General features: G+C 66.5%; 20 protein-coding genes. 18 read left to right on the top strand and 2 right to left on the bottom strand.

What is annotated here, in order from left to right:
• Window positions 1-17: 17 nt before the first annotated feature.
• Together AB0362_RS10140 and AB0362_RS10135 are read right to left on the bottom strand one after the other, a co-directional pair.
• Window positions 18-467, bottom strand: coding sequence for a PAS domain-containing protein (locus AB0362_RS10140; protein WP_032395173.1), 450 nt, complete (start codon window positions 465-467; stop codon window positions 18-20).
• Window positions 468-530: 63 nt separating this feature from the next.
• Window positions 531-1,022 carry an inorganic diphosphatase gene (locus AB0362_RS10135; protein WP_366235535.1) on the bottom strand — a complete coding sequence of 164 codons (492 nt, stop codon included), beginning with the start codon at window positions 1,020-1,022 and terminating at the stop codon, window positions 531-533.
• Between the two features lie 205 nt (window positions 1,023-1,227).
• On the opposite strand from AB0362_RS10135, the gene dacB reads away from it, so the two are divergent.
• From dacB to lysS, 18 genes are all read left to right on the top strand, one after another.
• On the top strand, window positions 1,228-2,568 hold the full coding sequence (gene dacB / locus AB0362_RS10130) for a D-alanyl-D-alanine carboxypeptidase/D-alanyl-D-alanine-endopeptidase (protein ID WP_366235628.1): 1,341 nt from the start codon (window positions 1,228-1,230) through the stop codon (window positions 2,566-2,568).
• Entirely contained in the window at window positions 2,553-3,650 is a 1,098-nt protein-coding gene (locus AB0362_RS10125; RefSeq protein WP_366235533.1) for a zinc-dependent metalloprotease, read from the top strand. Before dacB ends, AB0362_RS10125 begins: the two co-directional genes overlap by 16 nt.
• A 41-nt stretch (window positions 3,651-3,691) precedes the next feature.
• Window positions 3,692-4,642 (top strand): tRNA lysidine(34) synthetase TilS, encoded by a 951-nt coding sequence (gene tilS, locus AB0362_RS10120; protein ID WP_366235532.1) that lies wholly within the window; start codon window positions 3,692-3,694, stop codon window positions 4,640-4,642.
• Window positions 4,643-4,653: 11 nt separating this feature from the next.
• Window positions 4,654-5,205, top strand: a complete 552-nt coding sequence (gene hpt / locus AB0362_RS10115; RefSeq protein WP_032395535.1) for a hypoxanthine phosphoribosyltransferase — start codon at window positions 4,654-4,656, stop codon at window positions 5,203-5,205.
• A 298-nt stretch (window positions 5,206-5,503) separates the two neighbouring features.
• The gene (ftsH, locus tag AB0362_RS10110) at window positions 5,504-8,395 is read left to right on the top strand and encodes an ATP-dependent zinc metalloprotease FtsH (RefSeq protein WP_366235531.1); all 2,892 of its coding nucleotides are present in this window, start codon (window positions 5,504-5,506) and stop codon (window positions 8,393-8,395) included.
• Between the two features lie 219 nt (window positions 8,396-8,614).
• The gene (gene folE / locus AB0362_RS10105) at window positions 8,615-9,214 is read left to right on the top strand and encodes a GTP cyclohydrolase I FolE (RefSeq protein WP_037195562.1); all 600 of its coding nucleotides are present in this window, start codon (window positions 8,615-8,617) and stop codon (window positions 9,212-9,214) included.
• 19 nt (window positions 9,215-9,233) lie between these two features.
• A complete protein-coding gene (gene folP, locus AB0362_RS10100) occupies window positions 9,234-10,082 on the top strand; it encodes a dihydropteroate synthase (RefSeq protein ID WP_366235530.1) in 849 nt (282 codons plus the stop codon).
• The gene (gene folB, locus AB0362_RS10095; protein WP_068053664.1) at window positions 10,079-10,483 is read left to right on the top strand and encodes a dihydroneopterin aldolase; all 405 of its coding nucleotides are present in this window, start codon (window positions 10,079-10,081) and stop codon (window positions 10,481-10,483) included. The genes folP and folB overlap by 4 nt, the downstream gene beginning before the upstream one ends.
• Window positions 10,480-11,022 (top strand): 2-amino-4-hydroxy-6-hydroxymethyldihydropteridine diphosphokinase, encoded by a 543-nt coding sequence (folK, locus tag AB0362_RS10090; protein WP_366235529.1) that lies wholly within the window; start codon window positions 10,480-10,482, stop codon window positions 11,020-11,022. The genes folB and folK overlap by 4 nt, the downstream gene beginning before the upstream one ends.
• Complete coding sequence (locus tag AB0362_RS10085) at window positions 11,019-11,489, top strand: DUF3180 domain-containing protein (protein ID WP_149406707.1); 471 nt, start codon at window positions 11,019-11,021, stop codon at window positions 11,487-11,489. The genes folK and AB0362_RS10085 overlap by 4 nt, the downstream gene beginning before the upstream one ends.
• A gap of 90 nt (window positions 11,490-11,579) precedes the next feature.
• Complete coding sequence (locus AB0362_RS10080) at window positions 11,580-12,902, top strand: DUF6779 domain-containing protein (protein ID WP_366235527.1); 1,323 nt, start codon at window positions 11,580-11,582, stop codon at window positions 12,900-12,902.
• A gap of 114 nt (window positions 12,903-13,016) precedes the next feature.
• The gene (locus AB0362_RS10075) at window positions 13,017-13,928 is read left to right on the top strand and encodes a DUF2520 domain-containing protein (RefSeq protein WP_366235526.1); all 912 of its coding nucleotides are present in this window, start codon (window positions 13,017-13,019) and stop codon (window positions 13,926-13,928) included.
• Window positions 13,925-14,833 (top strand): pantoate--beta-alanine ligase, encoded by a 909-nt coding sequence (gene panC, locus AB0362_RS10070; RefSeq protein WP_366235525.1) that lies wholly within the window; start codon window positions 13,925-13,927, stop codon window positions 14,831-14,833. Before AB0362_RS10075 ends, panC begins: the two co-directional genes overlap by 4 nt.
• A 4-nt stretch (window positions 14,834-14,837) precedes the next feature.
• Entirely contained in the window at window positions 14,838-15,269 is a 432-nt protein-coding gene (gene panD, locus AB0362_RS10065; RefSeq protein WP_032380718.1) for an aspartate 1-decarboxylase, read from the top strand.
• A 4-nt stretch (window positions 15,270-15,273) separates the two neighbouring features.
• Window positions 15,274-16,074, top strand: coding sequence for a type III pantothenate kinase (locus tag AB0362_RS10060; RefSeq protein ID WP_269595900.1), 801 nt, complete (start codon window positions 15,274-15,276; stop codon window positions 16,072-16,074).
• A gap of 137 nt (window positions 16,075-16,211) precedes the next feature.
• Window positions 16,212-16,781, top strand: coding sequence for a cysteine dioxygenase family protein (locus tag AB0362_RS10055; protein ID WP_366235524.1), 570 nt, complete (start codon window positions 16,212-16,214; stop codon window positions 16,779-16,781).
• Between the two features lie 11 nt (window positions 16,782-16,792).
• Entirely contained in the window at window positions 16,793-17,215 is a 423-nt protein-coding gene (locus tag AB0362_RS10050) for a rhodanese-like domain-containing protein (protein WP_149406462.1), read from the top strand.
• Between the two features lie 36 nt (window positions 17,216-17,251).
• Window positions 17,252-18,775 (top strand): lysine--tRNA ligase, encoded by a 1,524-nt coding sequence (gene lysS / locus AB0362_RS10045; protein WP_300521366.1) that lies wholly within the window; start codon window positions 17,252-17,254, stop codon window positions 18,773-18,775.
• Window positions 18,776-18,929 lie beyond the last annotated feature (154 nt).

Here is an 18,929-nt window from a genome sequence, read left to right as displayed (position 1 = left end):
AGAACGTGCTCCGTGCGTCAGCGCAAGGCGCTCTTGGGGTCGTTCCACAGCTGATCGGTGAAGTCCTCCAACGCGACGAGAACGATGGTGTCCTCGGTACGGCGCAGGATCGACTTGCTGGCGCGCACCTGCACGATATCGCCGGTCTTGTCGGTCATCCGCCACAGAGAATCCGCGCGGGTGGCCACCGTCGTGAGGAACATGTCAGCGACGTTGACACCCTCCGGAGCCCGGTCGGGGAAGATGTCGTGCAGGTGGAAGTCCTCCCGCTCGGTGCGGTCGAGACCGAACAGATCGTCGAAGGCCTCGTTCGCGAACACGATGGCACCGGTGGGGTCGACCGCGAGGATCGGCACCGGGATCCGGTCGAGGACGACCGTCACCGGCAGATCGGGAAACTGAGTCGGATCCGAAATCGGTCGCGAATCGAGATTGCGCCGATCACCGTTGGAAGTGCTGTCGGTCATACGTCTCCCCAAACTATGTTTCGTCGGCCCACGGCCGAGACGAGGTGTGTGGTGCCGAAACGATCAGTGACCCGGATTGTCCGCCAAGCGCTTGAATGATGCAGTGATTTCGGCCTCTGCCTCTGCGCGCCCCACCCAGTCTGCCCCGGTGACGTGCTTGTTGGGTTCGAGATCCTTGTAATGGACGAAGAAATGCTTGATCGCATCGAGCTCGAACGTCGAGACGTCGCTCAGGTCCTGGATGTGATCCCAGCGGGTGTCACCGGCCGGAACGCACAGCACCTTGTCGTCGCCGCCGGCCTCGTCGACCATCTTGAACATCGCCACGGGGCGGGCCTCGACGATGACGCCGGGGAACACCGACTCGGGCAGCAGCACCAGTGCGTCGAGCGGGTCGCCGTCCTCGCCGAGCGTGTTCTCGATGAAGCCGTAATCGGCTGGATACGCCATCGCGGTGTAGAGGTAGCGATCGAGGCGAACACGTCCGGTGACGTGGTCTACCTCGTATTTGTTGCGCTGCCCCTTGGGGATCTCGATGGTGACGTCGAACGGCACGTGCAGTCCTCACTGTCGTCGTCGAGCCGGAACGGCTCGAGTCGTTGGGAATGTGTCGATGGTGGCGGCGCAAGGCTACCGGACCCGAGGATACTGTTGACTGGACGATCATGGGTACGACCACGGCAGTTACGGAGGAACGGTGGCGGGGCTGACACGGCGGTTCCTCGGCCCCACAGCGGGTCGACGGCGCAGGAAGAAGCGCGTGATCCTGACGCTGTGTGCGCTGTTCGTGGTGATTCTCGCTGCGACGACCGCCGCGCTGGTGCTGCCGTCGGTGTCCGACGGTGCCGAGACCGCCATCGAACCTCCACCCGAGACGGTGCTGCCCAACCCGCTGATCACCCCGTTTCCGGAATCGGCACCGATGCCGAACGCTGCAGGTCTGGCAGCGGCGCTGGCCCAGGTGGTCGACGATCCAGCCCTCGGCACGTTCACCGGAACCGTCGCCGACGCGCAGACCGGGCAGGTGCTCTGGTCGCAGAACCCCGACACCCCGATGACACCTGCCTCGACGACCAAGGTGCTCACCGCGGCGGCAGCGATGCTCGGGCTCCCGGCGGATCATCGCGTCACCACTCGCGTGGTCCAGGGCAGTGGCGAGGGCGACATCGTGCTGATCGCGGGCGGCGACCCCACCCTCACCGCGCTGCCGGTCGGCACCGACGGGTTCTATCCCGGGGCGGCGCGCATCGACGACCTGGTGGAGCAGATTCGGCGCAGCGGAACGGTGGTGCGCAGCATCGGCGTCGACACCTCGATCTACTCCGGTGACACGATGGCACAGGGTTGGTTTCCCGCCGATATCGCCGCCGGCTCGATCACTCCGATCGAACCGATCATGCTCGACGGCGGACGATCGGACCCACTGGTCGACGAGTCCCCGCGCAGCACCACCCCGGCACTCGACGCGGGCCGCGCACTGGCCGCCGGACTGGGCGTCGACCCGGCGGCGGTGACGACCGGCAGAGCGGCCGACGGGGCCGATCAGATCGCATCCGTCGAATCCGCGCCGCTGCGAAACCGCCTGCAGCAGATGATCTACCGCTCCGACAACGTCCTCGCCGAGGCCATCGGACGCGAACTGTCACTCGAGATGAACACGGCCGCAAGCTTTTCCGGCACCACGGCGGCGATAGGGCAGACCCTGTACGCCGCAGGTTTCGACATGACCGGACTCATGCTGGAGGACGCCAGCGGGCTGTCGGTCGACGGCAGGATTCCGGCCAGGCTGCTCGATCAGGTGTTGACGTCGGCAGCCGGAACCGAGCAGCCGGCGCTGCGTCCGATGCTCGATTACCTTCCCGTCGCCGGTGCCACCGGAACCCTGACGGATCGATACGCCTCGGGGAACCGAACCGGAGCGGGGTGGGTTCGAGCCAAGACCGGAACCCTTTCTGCTGCAAGCGCTCTGGCGGGATATGTCGTCGACGTCGACGGCCGAATCCTGACCTTCGCCCTGATGTCCAACGACCGGCCGCCCGACGTCAGTCGACCCGCCCTCGATGCCGTCGCATCGACCCTGAGATTGTGTGGTTGCCAGTGAACACGGACGCAGCAACGAAGGCCGACGACAGCGCAGCCACCTCCGGTTTCGCCGGAGCCGTCGACTGGTCCGTTGCGGCCAAGACCGGAGCGAAGCTGGCCCGCAAGGGCCCGGCCACCTCTCGCTACACCGCCGCTGCAGCCGTGGAAGAGCTTGCCGCCGCGTCCATTCGGGCCGAGGGGCCGGTTCGCGAGACCACCGGCCTGGCCGACGGACTCCCCGTGCCCGACGCCCAGGTGGTCGATCGCGCCGGCTGGATCGCGGCGGCCGCGTCGTCGATGAAGCACCTGACCGGAGACGACGACGGCACGCCGCCGTCGGGTCTGCTCGGCGGAAAGCCGGCCGGACTGCAGGCCGGAGCGATGCTGGCGTTCCTCTCCAGCGCCATTCTCGGACAGTACGACCCGTTCACCGGCGAGAACGGAACGCTGCTTCTGGTCGCGCCCAACGTGATTGCCGTCGAGCGGGCGCTTCGCGTGTCGCCGAGCGACTTCCGACTGTGGGTGTGCCTGCACGAGGTCACGCACCGAGTGCAGTTCTCCTCCGCTCCCTGGCTCGGCGGTTACATGCGCGAGAACGTGGGGGTGCTCTCCGACGGCACCGACGAGCCGCTCACCGATGTCGCCAACCGGCTGACCGGCGCGCTGAAGGCCCGCAAGAATCCGAGCGGGGCGTCGAAGTCCGAGGACGCAGGCATCGTCGGATTGCTGCGCGCCACCCAACCGCAGCCTCAGCGCGACGCCATCGACCGGCTCCTCGTGCTGGGCACCCTGCTCGAGGGTCACGCCGACCACGTGATGGACGCCGTCGGACCGGCCGTCGTGCCGACCGTGACGCAGATTCGCGGCGCCTTCGATCAGCGCAGGCAACGCAAGGTGAACCCGCTCCAACGCGTCATCCGGGCACTGCTCGGCATGGACGCGAAGATGGCGCAGTACGTGCGCGGCAAGGCGTTCGTCGATCACGTCGTCGCCACGGTGGGAATGGAACGCTTCAACACCGTGTGGACCGGGCCCGACACGCTGCCGTTGCTGTCGGAGATCGAGGACCCGGACGCCTGGATCGCCCGAGTTCTGGGCTAGTGCTCCTACCCGAGGGAGTGGAGCCTGCGGAACGACCCAAAATGCCCGAGGGCCCCGCGCTTTTGGAGGTCAGGCATGCGGTGCGTGGATGGCTCGCCGCCCATCCGGGACCGGTGGCCGTCGCGCTGTCCGGTGGCGCGGATTCGCTCGCTTTGACGGCCGCGACCGTGGCCGAGGCTCCGAACGTGCGCGCCTTGATCGTCGATCACGGTCTGCAGTCCGGCTCGGCTGAGGTTGCGGCGACGGCGGCGGCTCGGGCGTCGGAGCTGGGAGTGGTCGAGGCGCGCGTGCTGCCGGTGCAGGTGACCGGCTCGGGTGGGACGGAGGCCGCCGCCCGCCGGGTCAGGTACGACGCGTTGGATCGCGAGCGCGGCGACGCGTCGGTGCTGGTGGCGCACACCCTCGACGATCAGGCCGAAACGGTGCTGCTCGGGCTGGGCCGCGGATCGGGACCGCGGTCGATCGCGGGCATGGCGGCGTTCGATGCGCCGTGGGGTCGGCCGCTGCTAGGAATTCGACGCAGCGTGACCAGGGCTGCCTGCGTCGAGTTGGGGATGGAGCCGTTCGAGGATCCGCACAACATCGACCCCGATTTCACGCGGGTGCGGTTGCGTCACGAGGTGCTGCCCCTGCTCGAGGACGTGCTCGGCGGTGGTGTCGCCGCTGCACTCGCCCGGACCGCCGAGCAGTTGCGCGAGGACGGCCGGGTGCTCGACGCGCTCGCCGAATCGGTTCTCGACGCCGATGCGCTCGACTTGGAGGTCGCGGCGATCGACTCTCTCGATCCCGCAGTCCGTCGCCGCGTACTGCGCCGATGGTTGCTCGGCCGGGGTGTGACGTCGCTGACCGACCGGCAGATCCGGGCCGTCGACGCCCTCGTCGGACGGTGGACCGGCCAGGGCGGGGTTGCGCTGCCGGGAGGAACGCCCGACGCCAGGTTGGTGTGCTCGCGTCGGCATGGCAGGCTGAGCGTCGGCCTGGAGAACGAATGAAGGGAAACCCCGTGTACGAGGGCGACATCGAATCGGTTCTCATTTCCGAGGAACAGATCAAAGCGCGCACTGCGGAACTCGCAGAAGAGATCGCCCAGCGGTATCCCGAAGGCTCACCCGAAGGTGACCTGCTCCTGGTCGGTGTCCTCAAGGGCGCGATCATGTTCATGACCGACTTCGCCCGGGCCCTGCCCATCCCGGCGCAGCTCGAGTTCATGGCGGTCAGCTCCTACGGCTCGTCCACCTCGTCGTCGGGTGTCGTTCGAATCCTCAAGGACCTCGACCGCGACATCACGGGACGCCACGTGCTGATCGTCGAGGACATCATCGACTCCGGTCTGACGCTGAGCTGGCTCAAGCGCAACCTCGCGACCCGCTCGCCTGCCTCGCTGTCGGTGGTGACGTTGCTGCGCAAGCCCGACGCCATCAAGGTCGACGTCGAGGTCGCGAACGTGGGCTTCGACATCCCCAACGAGTTCGTCGTCGGCTACGGCCTCGACTACAACGAGCGCTACCGAGATCTGCCCTACATCGGTCTGCTCGATCCCAAGGTCTACAGCTGAGCTGGTTTCTTCGGTTCGTCCGGTCCACCTCGTTCGCGTGAATGGACCATTGCCGCGCCGAGACGTGTGCAAGGGTCCATCGATGCGGATAGTGTGCCCGACAGGTGGGGAACTGCCGGGGGAGTGCAGTCGTTGGAGGGGAAGAAGCGTCGACGCAAACAGGTGCGTGGACGCACAGCGCCAGGTATGAGCGAGTCAGATGTCCGAGTCTCGCGCTAGCCTGGAGTATCCGGCGGGCAGGGAGCAGCCAGCGCGCGGGAGCGGACTGAAAGGACACGGCCGACTCGGCTGAAGCTGTATGAATCGGAAGACAGTAATACGAAATCTTGCCATCGTTTTCGGCATTCTGTTGGTGATCTATGCCTTCAGTTACTTCGGTAACGACACGCGGGACTGGAAGACGGTCGACACCTCGGTGGCGATCGCCCAGCTCGACGATCGCAATGTCGAGTCCGCGCAGATCGACGACCGTGAGCAGCAGATCCGGCTGACTCTGCGGGAGGCGTCCGACGCCACCGACAACGAGACGCAGATCATCGCCAAGTACCCGGACTCGGCGTCGGAGCAGATCTTCGACAAGGTCGACTCGCAGGGCTTGGCGAGCTACAACACCACCGTCACCCAGGAGAGCTGGTTCAGCTCGTTCCTGCTGCTGATTCTTCCGATGGTGCTGATCCTCGGCGTGATCATCTTCGTCATGAGCCGCATGCAGGGTGGCGGACGTGGCGGGGTCATGGGCTTCGGCAAGTCCAAGGCCAAGCAGCTGACGAAAGACATGCCCAAGACCACGTTCGCCGACGTCGCAGGCGCGGACGAGGCCGTCGAAGAGCTCTACGAGATCAAGGACTTCCTGCAGAACCCGGCGCGCTACCAGGCGCTCGGTGCCAAGATTCCGCGCGGCGTGCTGCTGTACGGCCCTCCCGGAACCGGCAAGACGCTGCTCGCGCGCGCCGTCGCAGGCGAGGCCGGAGTGCCGTTCTTCACCATCTCCGGCTCGGACTTCGTCGAGATGTTCGTCGGTGTCGGTGCATCCCGTGTGCGCGACCTCTTCGAGCAGGCCAAGCAGAACAGCCCCTGCATCATCTTCGTCGACGAGATCGACGCCGTCGGTCGCCAGCGCGGTGCCGGCATGGGCGGCGGCCACGACGAGCGCGAGCAGACGCTCAACCAGCTGCTCGTCGAGATGGACGGCTTCGGTGAGCGCACCGGCGTCATCCTCATCGCCGCCACCAACCGCCCCGACATCCTCGACCCCGCCCTGCTGCGTCCGGGCCGCTTCGACCGCCAGATCCCGGTCGGTGCCCCCGACCTGGCCGGCCGTCGAGCAATCCTGAAGGTGCACTCGGCAGGCAAGCCCGTTGCTCAGGACGCCGACCTCGAAGGTCTCGCCAAGCGAACCGTCGGGATGTCCGGTGCCGACCTGGCCAACGTCATCAACGAAGCTGCACTGCTCACCGCTCGCGAGAACGGCACCGTCATCACCGAGGCGTCGCTCGAGGAGTCGGTCGACCGCGTCGTCGGCGGCCCGCGCCGCAAGAGCCGCATCATCAGTGAGCACGAGCGCAAGATCACCGCGTACCACGAGGGTGGTCACACTCTCGCCGCGTGGGCGATGCCCGACATCGAGCCCGTCTACAAGGTCACCATCCTCGCTCGCGGTCGCACCGGCGGCCACGCGATGACGGTGCCCGAGGACGACAAGGGCCTGATGACGCGGTCGGAGATGATCGCTCGTCTCGTGATGGCCATGGGTGGCCGCGCAGCGGAGGAGCTCGTCTTCCACGAGCCGACCACCGGTGCGTCCTCGGACATCGACCAGGCGACCAAGATCGCCCGCGCGATGGTCACCGAGTACGGCATGAGCAGCAAGCTCGGAGCCGTTCGGTACGGGCAGGAACAGGGCGATCCGTTCCTCGGCCGTTCGATGGGCCAGCAGTCCGACTTCTCGCACGAGGTCGCCCGCGAGATCGACGAGGAGGTGCGCAAACTCATCGAGGCGGCGCACACCGAGGCGTGGGCCATCCTCAACGAGTACCGCGACCTGCTCGACACCCTTGCCTCGGAGCTGCTCGAACGTGAGACGCTCACCCGCAAGGACCTCGAGAAGATCTTCCACAGCGTCACCAAGCGTCCGCGCATCACCCTGTTCAACGACTTCGGTGATCGCAAGCCCTCGGACAAGCCACCGGTCAAGACGCCCCGCGAACTCGCCGCCGAGCGCGGCGAGCCGTGGCCTCCGGTACCGCCGGCCCCGAAGCAGCTTCCGCCGCAACAGTTTCCGCAGCCTAGCTACGCCGGTTCTCCGCAGCTGACCAAGGGTGGCTACCCGAACGGAAGCAACGGATACAACGGCGGACCGACCAACGGCGTGCCCACCAACGGCGCCCCATCGAACGGTGCTCCGACCAACGGTGGCCCGGTCAACGGATCACCGAGCACCGGGGACGTCGATGCGCCGAACACCGGTGGTGGCCGACGCAGCGCCCCCGCAACCGGCGGTTACAACGGCGGTGGCTACAACGGTGGTTACGGCGGCCCGACCAACGGAGGCGCTCCCAACGGGGGCGGATACTCCGAAGGCCAGCGTCGGCAGGAACCTCGCTCGAGCGGCCCCGGCCAGGGCTCGCGTCCCGATTACGGTGCCCCGGCCGGATGGTCGGCTCCGGGATGGCCCCCGCGCGACCAGCCTGCGGTTCCCCGGTACCAGGGACCGACAACGCCGCCGGTTCACGATCAACCGAACCGCGAGCAGCCGGGATCGGACCAGAATCGGTACGAGCCGCCGCAGGGTCAGCCTCCGGCGTACCGACAGCACCCGACCTACCAGCAGCCACAGGCATACCAGCCGCCGACCGCTGCGCCGTCGAACCAACCGCCGACGAATCAACAGCCGGGATATCAGCCGCCGCAGTATCAGCCGGATCCGTTCCGGCCGGACACTCGGGACCAGGGTCGTAACTCTCGGCACGAGCCCCCGTACGGCCAGCACCAGGACGAGGCCGGACCGGCCGAGGCGTCGCCACCCACGTGGGAGGTTCCGACTCCATCGCAGAGCTATCCGCTGCCCGGAGACGATCGTCCCTCGCACAACCCGTCCGAGGACTCGCGCCGAGACGAGCGAGCCGAGGACGACGGCGACGAAGGTCCACGCACCCAACGCTGGGAAGGGCCGGGCGGTTCGTACCGCTAGGTCGGTCATTAGGCTGGCTGGGTCGACCCTTTCGGTCGGCCCAGTCCGTCGTTCGAACCGTGCTGCAGGTCGGCGCAGCTGCTCCGTGAGGAACAGGTGCGGTTCGGCCCAGCTGTCACATTCGCGGAGCCCAACCGGAGGTACGTTCTCGTGTCAGTCAACCGGACCGACGAGTCGGCAATCGACTCGGCAGAAGTCCCAGCAGCGCAGCAGCGGGCAGTGGAACAGACAGTGGCCTACGCCACCGGCGCGGTCTTCGACCAGCCCCGTGCCGAGGCCGCAGTGCGTGAGCTGTTGATCGCCGTCGGCGAGGATCCCGACCGTCCAGGTCTGCTCGACACGCCGGCCCGCGTGGCGCGTTCCTACCGTGAAATCTTCGCCGGGCTCTACACCGACCCGGACACGGCGCTGAACACGACATTCGACGAGGGACACCAGGAACTGGTGCTCGTCCGCGACATCCCCATGTTCTCCACGTGCGAGCATCACCTGGTCTCGTTCCACGGCGTCGCGCACGTCGGGTACATCCCGGGCAAGAGCGGCAAGGTCACCGGCCTGTCGAAACTCGCGCGCGTGGTGGACATGTACGCCAAGCGCCCGCAGGTTCAGGAGCGTCTGACCAGCCAGATCGCCGACGCGTTGATGCGCAAACTCGACCCGCGCGGTGCGATCGTCGTGATCGAGGCCGAGCACCTGTGCATGGCCATGCGCGGGATCCGCAAGCCGGGTGCCAGCACCACCACGTCGGCGGTGCGGGGTCTGTTGCAGTCCAGCGCGGCATCGCGTTCGGAAGCTCTGGACCTGATCCTGCGGAAATGACGCGTCCGGTCGAGTCCTGATGAACCCGGCGCGCAGTATCCCCCCGGCACCGGTCGTCATGGGTGTCCTCAACGTCACCGCCGATTCGTTCTCCGACGGCGGTCGATACCTCGATGTCGATGCCGCCGTCGAACACGGGTTGGCGATGCACCGTCGCGGAGTCGACATCGTCGACGTCGGTGGCGAGTCGACACGTCCCGGAGCAGACCGGATCGACCCGACTCTCGAGGCGCAACGCGTCGTGCCGGTCATCGCCGCGCTGGCCGCAGCAGGGGTTGCCACCAGCGTCGACACCATGCGTGCCTCGGTCGCCGAGGCGGCGATCGAGGCCGGGGTCTCGATCGTCAACGACGTCTCGGGTGGTCGGGCGGATCCGGCCATGGCCGGGGTCGTTGCGGACGGCGGATTGCCGTGGATCCTGATGCACTGGCGAGCTGCCGGATCCGAGTATCGGCACGCCGGCCCGGCCGATCGATACGACGACGTGGTCGCCGACGTCCGCAGCGAACTGCTCGAACAGGTCGATCACGCGGTGGCCGCCGGCGTGGACACGGCGATGCTCGTCCTCGATCCCGGCCTCGGATTCGCCAAGAACGCCGAGCACAACTGGCAACTGCTGCGGGGCCTGCCGGACTTGGTGTCGGCCGGCTTCCCGGTACTCGTCGGTGCTTCCAGGAAGCGCTTTCTCGGCTCGCTGTTGGCGGCCGACGACGGTACTCCGCGGCCGCCGGACGGGCGAGAGATCGCCACGGCCGTGGTGTCGGCGCTCGCGGTCGCCGGGGGAGCATGGGGTGTGCGCGTGCACGACGCCCGCGCATCACTCGACGCGGTCGCCGTCGTCCGGGCATGGCAGGGTGATCGGGCATGAGCGAGATCAGCAGCCGCGTCGGCGCGGGGACGCGTCGCGGCGACCGCATCGAACTACGGGGCCTGACGGTGCGCGGCAATCACGGCGTCTTCGACTTCGAGAAGCGAGACGGGCAGGACTTCGTCGTCGACATCACCGTGTGGATGGATCTGCGGCCCGCGGCCGAGACCGACGACCTGACCCGAACGCTGCACTACGGAGAACTGGCCGAGCACGCTGCGGCCGTCGTCGCGGGCCCGTCCAGGGATTTGATCGAGACGGTCTCGGCCGAGATCGCCGAGGTCGTGTTGGCGTACGACTCACGCGTCGACGCGGTGGAAGTGGTGCTGCACAAGCCGTCGGCCCCGATCCCACTGACGTTCGGGGACGTTGCCGTGGTGGCGTACCGGGAGCGGGCGTGACCCGCGCGGTGCTGTCCGTCGGCAGCAACATCGGTGACTCCCTCGCCCACTTGCGTTCTGTCACAACCGAATTGGGTTCCCGCCTGGTGTCCTGCTCGCCGGTGTACCGTTCGGCTCCCTGGGGTGGCGTGGAGCAGCAGGACTTCCTCAATGCGGTCGTGGTGGCCGAGGACGATGACTTCGACGCCTGGGACTGGTTGCGCTTCGGTCAGCGCCTGGAGGAGGCGGCCGATCGCGTTCGAGTGCAGCGGTGGGGGCCGCGGAGCCTCGACGTCGACGTGGTGGTGTGCGAGAACATGATCAGCGATGACCCTCGTTTGATCCTCCCGCACCCGCGCGCGCACGAACGAGCGTTCGTACTGCTGCCGTGGCTGGACGTCGAACCGGACGCCACCCTGCGTGTCGGCGACGACGACATTTCGGTGTCCGAGTTGCTCGCGCGACTGAGTCCGGAGGAGCGGGCCGGGGTGACGAAGCAGGAGTGGAGCCTGCAGGAACGGCCCGTGGAGCACGACGGCGTCGGTGATGGGTCGTGGTGACCAATCCCACCAAGGTCTGGGATGTCTTGGGTCTTTTCCTGGTGGCCGCGATCGGCACGTGGCTGTTGGTTCGGGTCTTCTACGGCTCGTTGCCGCCGATTCCGGTGTACGCCGGGGCGTCGTTGTATCTGGTGGCAGTGGTGCAAGTGGTGACTGCGGTGATCGTGCGCAATCGCATCGCCGAGCACCGGGTGGGCACCGGTCTGCACGATCTGCATCCGCTGACGGTGTTCAGGGCGCTGGTGTTGGCGAAGGCATCGATGCTGGTGGGGACTGCAGTCGTCGGCGTGTGCGTCGGATTTCTGGTGTACGTGCTGCCGCGTGCGGCGACGATACGTGCAGCGTCGTCGGATCGGGCCGGAGCCGTCGTTGCGCTCGTGGCCGGACTGGCCGTCGTCGCTGCCGCGGTGTGGCTCGAACAGTGCTGCCGTGCCCCGAAAGACCGTGACGACGAGCGTTCTCGGTAACCCTCGAAACATTTGATTGTTACCTCGGTTGTGTAAGTGATCGGTCGAGGATGACTATTTGCGAACGATTTGCCAGTTACCCTTGTGAACATGACAGATCAGACTCGCGCAAAGAAGGGACGCCGTAAGAGGCGTAGTGCGAGCCAGCTGTTCCTCGCGGCGCTCGTCGTGTTCGGCATCATCGCCAGTGTGTTGTTGCTCTTCACCGAGAGCGTGCAGTGGATGAGAGTCGGTGTTCTCTCGGCCCTGTGGGCTGCGGTGATCGGTGCGTTCGCGATGACCAAGTACCGGCGTGAGGCGGCCGCAGATCAAACCAAGGCCAAGGACCTGCAGACGGTCTACGAGCTGCAGTTGGCTCGGGAGATCTCGGCGCGACGCGAATACGAGATGAGCGTCGAAGCTCGGGTTCGTGGCGAATCGCAACTCGAGATCGACGAGGTCGCAGCGCTGCGCAACGAACTCGCTGCCCTTCGCCATAATCTCCAGGTGCTCTTCGACGGCAATCTGCCCACCGAACGTGTCGCACTGCGGGCCGAGGCGATGAGGATGCAAGAACTCGGCGGACGCGGATACGACAGCTACCAGCCTGCGCCGTCCGGCCTGTACGTCCCCGGTCGCGGGAACGGCAACGGTGCGATGGCGCCGGGAACCGGCCTCAACGGTGTCGGAACGCCCTACGACGAGCCGGTCACGGCCGAGACCTCGGTGGTGTACCCCGAGGATCCGGACGAGATGCCGCAGGCCACAGCCGCCGCACCGGCGGCCGCCGAGGCGGATCAGGATCGGTACGCCGAGGATTCGTTCGCGGAAACGAGCGACGACACCGAGTCCTCCGATGCGGACTCGTTCGAGCGAACCGGGGCGCAGGCACGTCCTTACGGCGCACCGAGGCCTGCGGGGCGCGTCACTCCGCCCAGCTCGCCTTTCACCGCATACGACTTCGAGCAGACGCGTCGACCCGTTGCCGAGCCGGAACCGGCGGCGGAGCCCGAGCCACAGGTCGAGGAAGAGACCTACGAGACCGGACACGCGGACGTCGATGCGGCCGGTTCGTATTCCACGGAGTCGTTTTCCACGCAGTCGTTTGCGGCGGAGCCGGCCGAGCAGTACGAAACCGAACCTGCAGCGGAACCGAGCGACGACGCCTTCTCTGCCTCGCGCGCCTCGTTGCGTGAATCGGCCGACGCGTTCTTCACGGCCGATCAGGACTACGAGACACCGGCCGAGGACACTGCCGTCTCGTCCCGGCGAGGTCGTAGGCGCGCGGAATCGGCCGACGACGAGGACGCGTCGGGCGCACACTCGAACGGTCGATCGGTTGCCGAGATCATGGCCGGTCTGCAAGGCGGAGGGTCCGGTGATGCGGCCGTGACCGATCCGGGTACACGTCGCCGTCGTCGTCGCGCAGACTGAGAACCACATCACACAGCTCTCCCATGGCCTGCGAGGGGTCGCGGTCGCTATTGTTCCGTGCAGGACGTCTGGTACCCGCCGAGCGGGACTGGAACGAACGAGAGGAATTTTTCGGTGACCTTTTCCGGCACCGGTGGTCTGTCTCCGGCTCGCCTGACGGTTGGTGTCGTCTCGGCGGGACGGGTCGGTACCGCATTCGGTGAGGCGCTCGAACGCGTCGGGCATGTCGTCGTCGGTGCTGCCGCGGTGTCCGATGCGTCCCTCTCGCGGGTGCGTGAGCGACTTCCCGAGTCCCAGGTTCTGCCCGTCGACGAGGTTGCTCGTCGCGCAGAACTGTTGGTTCTGGCCGTACCGGACAGCGAGTTGGCGTCGATCGTCGCGGGCCTGGCGTCCACCGGGGCGGTTGCACCGGGAAAGTTGGTGGTGCACACCTCCGGCGCGAACGGGATTTCGGTGCTCGAGCCCCTGGCTGCCCTCGGTGCCGTGCCGTTGGCCATCCATCCGGCGATGACGTTCAGCGGCGGAGTCGAGGACACCGACCGGATGACGGCGGCGTGTTTCGGCATCACTGCAGGGGACGAGATCGGCTATGCGGTGGCGCAGGCTCTCGTCCTCGAGATCGGCGGCGAGCCGGTGCACGTGCCCGAGAACAACCGAGCGCTCTACCACGCCGCGCTCGCTCACGGCAGCAATCACCTCGTCACTCTGGTGGTCGACGCGGTCGAAGCGCTCCGGGTTGCCTTGGCGGGACCAGGTCTTCCCGGTTCGGACTCCGAACGTGGTGTACCCGAGCGGGTTCTGGCTCCACTGCTCGAAGCTGCGCTGGACAACGCGTTGCGCAACGGCCAGTCGGCGCTCACCGGACCGGTGGCTCGCGGCGACACCGCTGCAGTCGGCAAGCATCTCGACGTACTCGAATCCGTGGATTCGCGGATCGCAGCCGGATACCGCGCCCTGTCGTTGCGCTCGGCGCAGCGCATCGGTGCCAAGGCAGACCTGATCGAACTTCTGGAAGGGAATCGATGACCCTCGCGGGCAGCTACACCAAGGGGCAGTTGACGGTTCACCACGATCCCGCGGTGATCACGTCGGTGTCGAAAGCGCTGCGAGGCGTCGGGAAGCAGGTTGCTCTGGTCCCGACCATGGGCGCGCTGCACGCCGGGCACCTGCAGTTGGTGCGGCAGGCCAAGCTCACCGGTGCCGTGGTGATCGTGTCGATCTTCGTCAACCCGTTGCAGTTCGGTGTCGGTGAGGACCTCGATTCCTACCCACGGACTCTCGACGCCGATGTCGCGCTGCTGCGTGAGGAGGGCGTCGAGCTGGTCTTCGCGCCGTCGGCTTCGGACATGTATCCGTCAGGTCCGCGCACCACCGTCAATCCCGGGCCGCTCGGCGCTGAGCTCGAAGGACGGAGCAGGCCAACGCATTTCGCCGGAATGCTCACCGTCGTGGCCAAGCTGCTGCAGATCGCGGCTCCCCATCGCGCGTACTTCGGGGAGAAGGACTACCAGCAACTGACGTTGATCCGACAGATGGTGCGCGATCTGAACTTCGACGTCGCGGTCATCGGGGTGCCGACGGTTCGCGAGCAGGACGGCCTCGCACTGTCCTCGCGTAACCGATATCTCGATGCCGAGCAGCGCGACGCGGCGATGGCATTGTCGGCCGCGCTGGTCGCCGGGGCGCACGCTGCGGCAGGCGGTCCCGAGGCCATCATCGCCACCGCGCGTGCCGTTCTGGACGAAGCACCGCTGGTGGAGGTCGACTACCTGGAGGTGCGCGACCCGCATCTCGGCCCCGCTCCCGAACGTGGAGACGGAAGACTGCTCGTGGCCGCCAAGGTGGGCACCACGAGATTGATCGACAACGTCGGTGTCGCCGTCGGCACCGGTTTCCTCGAGTACCCCGACGATCCCAAAAGCGGAGAGTGACACGATGTTTCGTACCATGATGAAGTCCAAGATCCATCGCGCCACCGTCACGCATGCAGACCTGCACTACGTGGGCTCGGTGACCGTCGACCAGGATCTGATGGAGGCAGCCGATCTGCTCGAAGGCGAGCAGGTCACCATCGTCGACATCGACAACGGTGCTCGACTGGAAACCTACGTCATCACCGGTGAGCGCGGCAGTGGAGTCATCGGAATCAACGGAGCCGCAGCACATCTGGTGAACCCGGGCGACCTGGTCATCCTGATCGCCTACGGGGTGATGAACGAGCAGGAGGTTGCCGACTATGCGCCGCGGGTGGTGTTCGTCGACGAGAAGAACCGGCCTGTCGAACTCGGCAGCGACCCGGCTCATGCGCCTGCGGGCTCGGGTCTGATCACGCCGCGCGATCTGCGGGCCGATTCCGTGCTGGTCTGAGTCGATGCTCCTCGCGATCGATGTACGCAACACCAGCACCGTGGTCGGTCTGTTCACCGGCACAGGCGATCACTCGAAACTGCTGCGAGATTGGCGAATTCGAACCGACCCGCATGTGACGGCCGACGAGCTGGCGCTGATGTTGCGTGGTCTGTTGGGTGAGGACGCCGAACGGATCACCGGAGTCACTGCGCTGTCGACCGTGCCGTCGGTGCTGCGGGAGATGCGGACGATGCTCGCGCGCTACTGGGATCACGTGGTGCACGTGATGGTCGAACCCGGTGTGCGGACCGGCGTGCCGTTGCTGGTCGACAACCCCAAAGAGGTCGGTGCCGATCGCATCGTCAATACCCTTGCCGCACACGACCTGTACGGCTCGGCATGCATCGTGGTGGACTTCGGTACCACCACCTGCGTCGACGTCGTCTCGGCCAAGGGTGAATTCCTCGGCGGTGCCATCGCTCCCGGACTAGAGATGTCGGCGTCGGCCATGTCGACTCGCACGGCCACGTTGCGCGAGGTGGAGATGGTTCGGCCACGTTCGGTGCTGGGCAAGAACACCGTCGAGTGCATCCAGTCGGGCACCATCTTCGGGTTCGCGGGACTGGTGGACGGCCTGGTCGGGCGAATTCGACGCGAGGTTCCCGAGGTGACCGGAACGGATGTCGCGATCATCGGCACCGGCGACATCGCCGCGCTGATCCTGCCCGAGTCGACCACCATCGAGCACCACGAACCAGACCTGACCCTCGAAGGGCTGCGTCTGGTCTACGAACGAAACATGGCAAAACGACGTCCGCGCTGAGTGTTTCGGTGGTGTGGGGTAGCGCATCGGGTATTCGTGTGTCAGAATCGTCGGCGTGATGACGTGCATGGCCACCCAGGAGTGTTGTCGAGGCTGAACCCTGCCTCGTTCGTAACACACCCCTGGAGTAGAGCTTCATGCTTTCCACACCTGTAATTTCTGCACCTCCCCGTACCCGATTGTCGTCGCGTTCGGTCTCGACGCTGCCGACTCGGTTGCGTCCACCCGACCTGCTGCGCATCACCGACCAGGGCGCATCCGACGTCCTCGAGGGCCGCTTCGACCACCTGCTTCCCGATGGCGGCCTCTGGCCGACCGTCGAGCGCTGGGCCGCCAGGCTGCATTCCGACGACGATCTCGACGTCTGGCTGATCAGCTGGGTTCCCGATCGTTCCACCGAACTGCACGACCATGCGGGCTCGCTCGGCGCGCTGACCGTTCTGAGTGGATCGCTACTCGAATATCGTTGGGCTGGAACAGGACTGAAGCAGCGTCGTCTCGACGCCGGTGATCAGGCGTCGTTCCCGCTCGGTTGGGTGCACGACGTGATGCACGATCCGACGTCGGCGACGACCGGGCCCACCCTCAGCGTGCACGCCTACTCGCCGCCGCTGACGGCGATGTCCTACTACGAAGTGACCGAACGGTCCACGCTGCGTCGTACCCGCAGCGAGCTCACCGACGCACCAGAAAAGGCCACGCTGTGACCATCCAGACCATGACCATCGTCGAAATGCTCGAATCCGCGCGCGAGACCATCGATCGCATGACCGTCTTCGAGCTGCGCGACGCCGTCGCCCGCGGAGCCGTCGTCGTCGACATCCGCCCGCAGGCGCAGCGCGCCGTCGAGGGGACCCTGCCCGGAGCCCTCGCCATCGAACGCAACGTTCTCGAATGGCGTCTGGACCCGACGAGCGATGCGCGCCTGGCGATCGCCGTCGATCACGACGTGGAGTGGGTCGTCATCTGCTCGGAGGGCTACACCTCCTCGCTCGCGGCCGCGTCGCTCAAGCTGCTGGGTCTGCACAAGGCCACCGATCTGGTCGGCGGCTACCAGGCCCTGAAAACGGCTGGATTGCTCGGGGTGTTGACGCAGGCCAAGCACTGCGTTCGTGAAGCCGAGGCCGTCGCAGCGCACTGATCGTGCTGACAGTCCTGGACTGTAAAGTGTCTGCGCGTGAGTGATACAGCTTCTACCCAGCCGGCCGACGACACCCCGGAGCAGCTACGGATTCGTCGCGCCAAGCGCGCTTCGTTGCTCGAGCGCGGGGTCGAGGCGTACCCGGTGTCGGTTCCGCGGACCCATTCGCTGCTCGAGATCCGAACCGAATTCCCCGAGCTCGAACCCGATACGACGACCGGCCTGATCGTCGGAGTCGTCGGCCGCGTCATCTTCGTGCGCAACACCGGCAAGCTGTGCTTCGCGACGCTGCAGGAGGGTGACGGCACTCAACTGCAGGCGATGATCAGCCTGGCCGGCGTCGGCGAGGACGCTCTGGCGGAGTGGAAGTCCGATGTGGATCTCGGCGACTTCGTCTTCGTGCACGGCGAGGTCATCAGCTCCCGTCGCGGCGAGCTGTCCGTCATGGCCGACGGCTGGCAGATCGCGTCGAAGTCGTTGCGGCCGTTGCCCGTCGCGCACAAGGAGCTCAACGAGGAGACGCGCATCCGGCAGCGTTACCTGGACCTGATCACCAACCCGGTCTCACGAGAGACCGCCCGCAAGCGCATCGCCGTCGTTCGTGAACTGCGCAACGCACTCGAACGTCGTGGCTTTCTCGAGGTCGAGACGCCGATGTTGCAGACGCTGCACGGCGGTGCGGCGGCTCGCCCGTTCGTCACCCACTCGAACGCGATGGACACCGATCTCTACCTCCGCATCGCACCGGAGCTGTTCCTCAAGCGCTGCGTCGTCGGCGGCATCGAGAAGGTCTTCGAGATCAACCGCAACTTCCGCAACGAAGGTGCCGACTCTTCCCACTCGCCGGAATTCGCGATGCTCGAGACGTACGAGGCCTACGGCACGTACGACGATTCGGCGAAGATGACCCGTGAGCTGGTTCAGGAAGTGGCCATGGCCGCGCTCGGATCCACGGTCGTGACGCTGCCCGACGGCACCACCTACGACCTCGGCGGCGACTGGACGACGCTCGAGATGTACCCGTCGCTGTCGGAATCGCTCGGATTCGACGTCACCCCCGACACCACCGTCGACGAGCTGCTCGCGATCGCCGACAAGGTGGGCGTCGAGGTGCCGCGCAAGGACGGCGTCCCGATCTACGGCCACGGAAAGCTCGTCGAGGAGCTGTGGGAACACCAGGTGGGCGACGCGTTGACCGAGCCCACGTTCGTCCGCGATTTCCCGGTCGAGACGTCCCCGCTGACGCGTCAGCACCGCAGCAAGCCCGGCGTCACCGAGAAGTGGGACCTGTACGTTCGCGGATTCGAGCTGGCCACCGGCTACTCGGAGCTGGTGGATCCGATCATCCAGCGCGAGCGTTTCGAGGACCAGGCGCGTCAGGCCGCCGCCGGCGACGACGAGGCCATGGTGCTGGACGAGGACTTCCTCGCCGCGATGGAGCAGGGCATGCCGCCGACGACCGGAACCGGCATGGGCATCGACCGTTTGCTGATGGCGCTGACCGGCCTCGGCATCCGCGAAACGATCCTGTTTCCGATCGTCAAGCCGTCCCAGACCTGATCGGACGGTAAAGGACTGTTCGCCAGCAGCGGACAGCCGATGGGAAACGTTTTGCATAGTGCCTGCGTTATGAACAGTAAGCAGCCACGGAAGTCCGTTCGAGTGGGCGGTTGCGCAGCATTTCAGGGGTGGAGGGTCGGCGTTCGTAACGTCG

It is taken from the genome of Rhodococcus sp. NPDC079359 (genome assembly GCF_040702585.1).
Classification (GTDB): domain Bacteria; phylum Actinomycetota; class Actinomycetes; order Mycobacteriales; family Mycobacteriaceae; genus Rhodococcoides.
The sequence above is the reverse complement of the archived record's forward strand: the minus strand, read 5'-3'. Positions and strand labels throughout refer to the sequence as shown.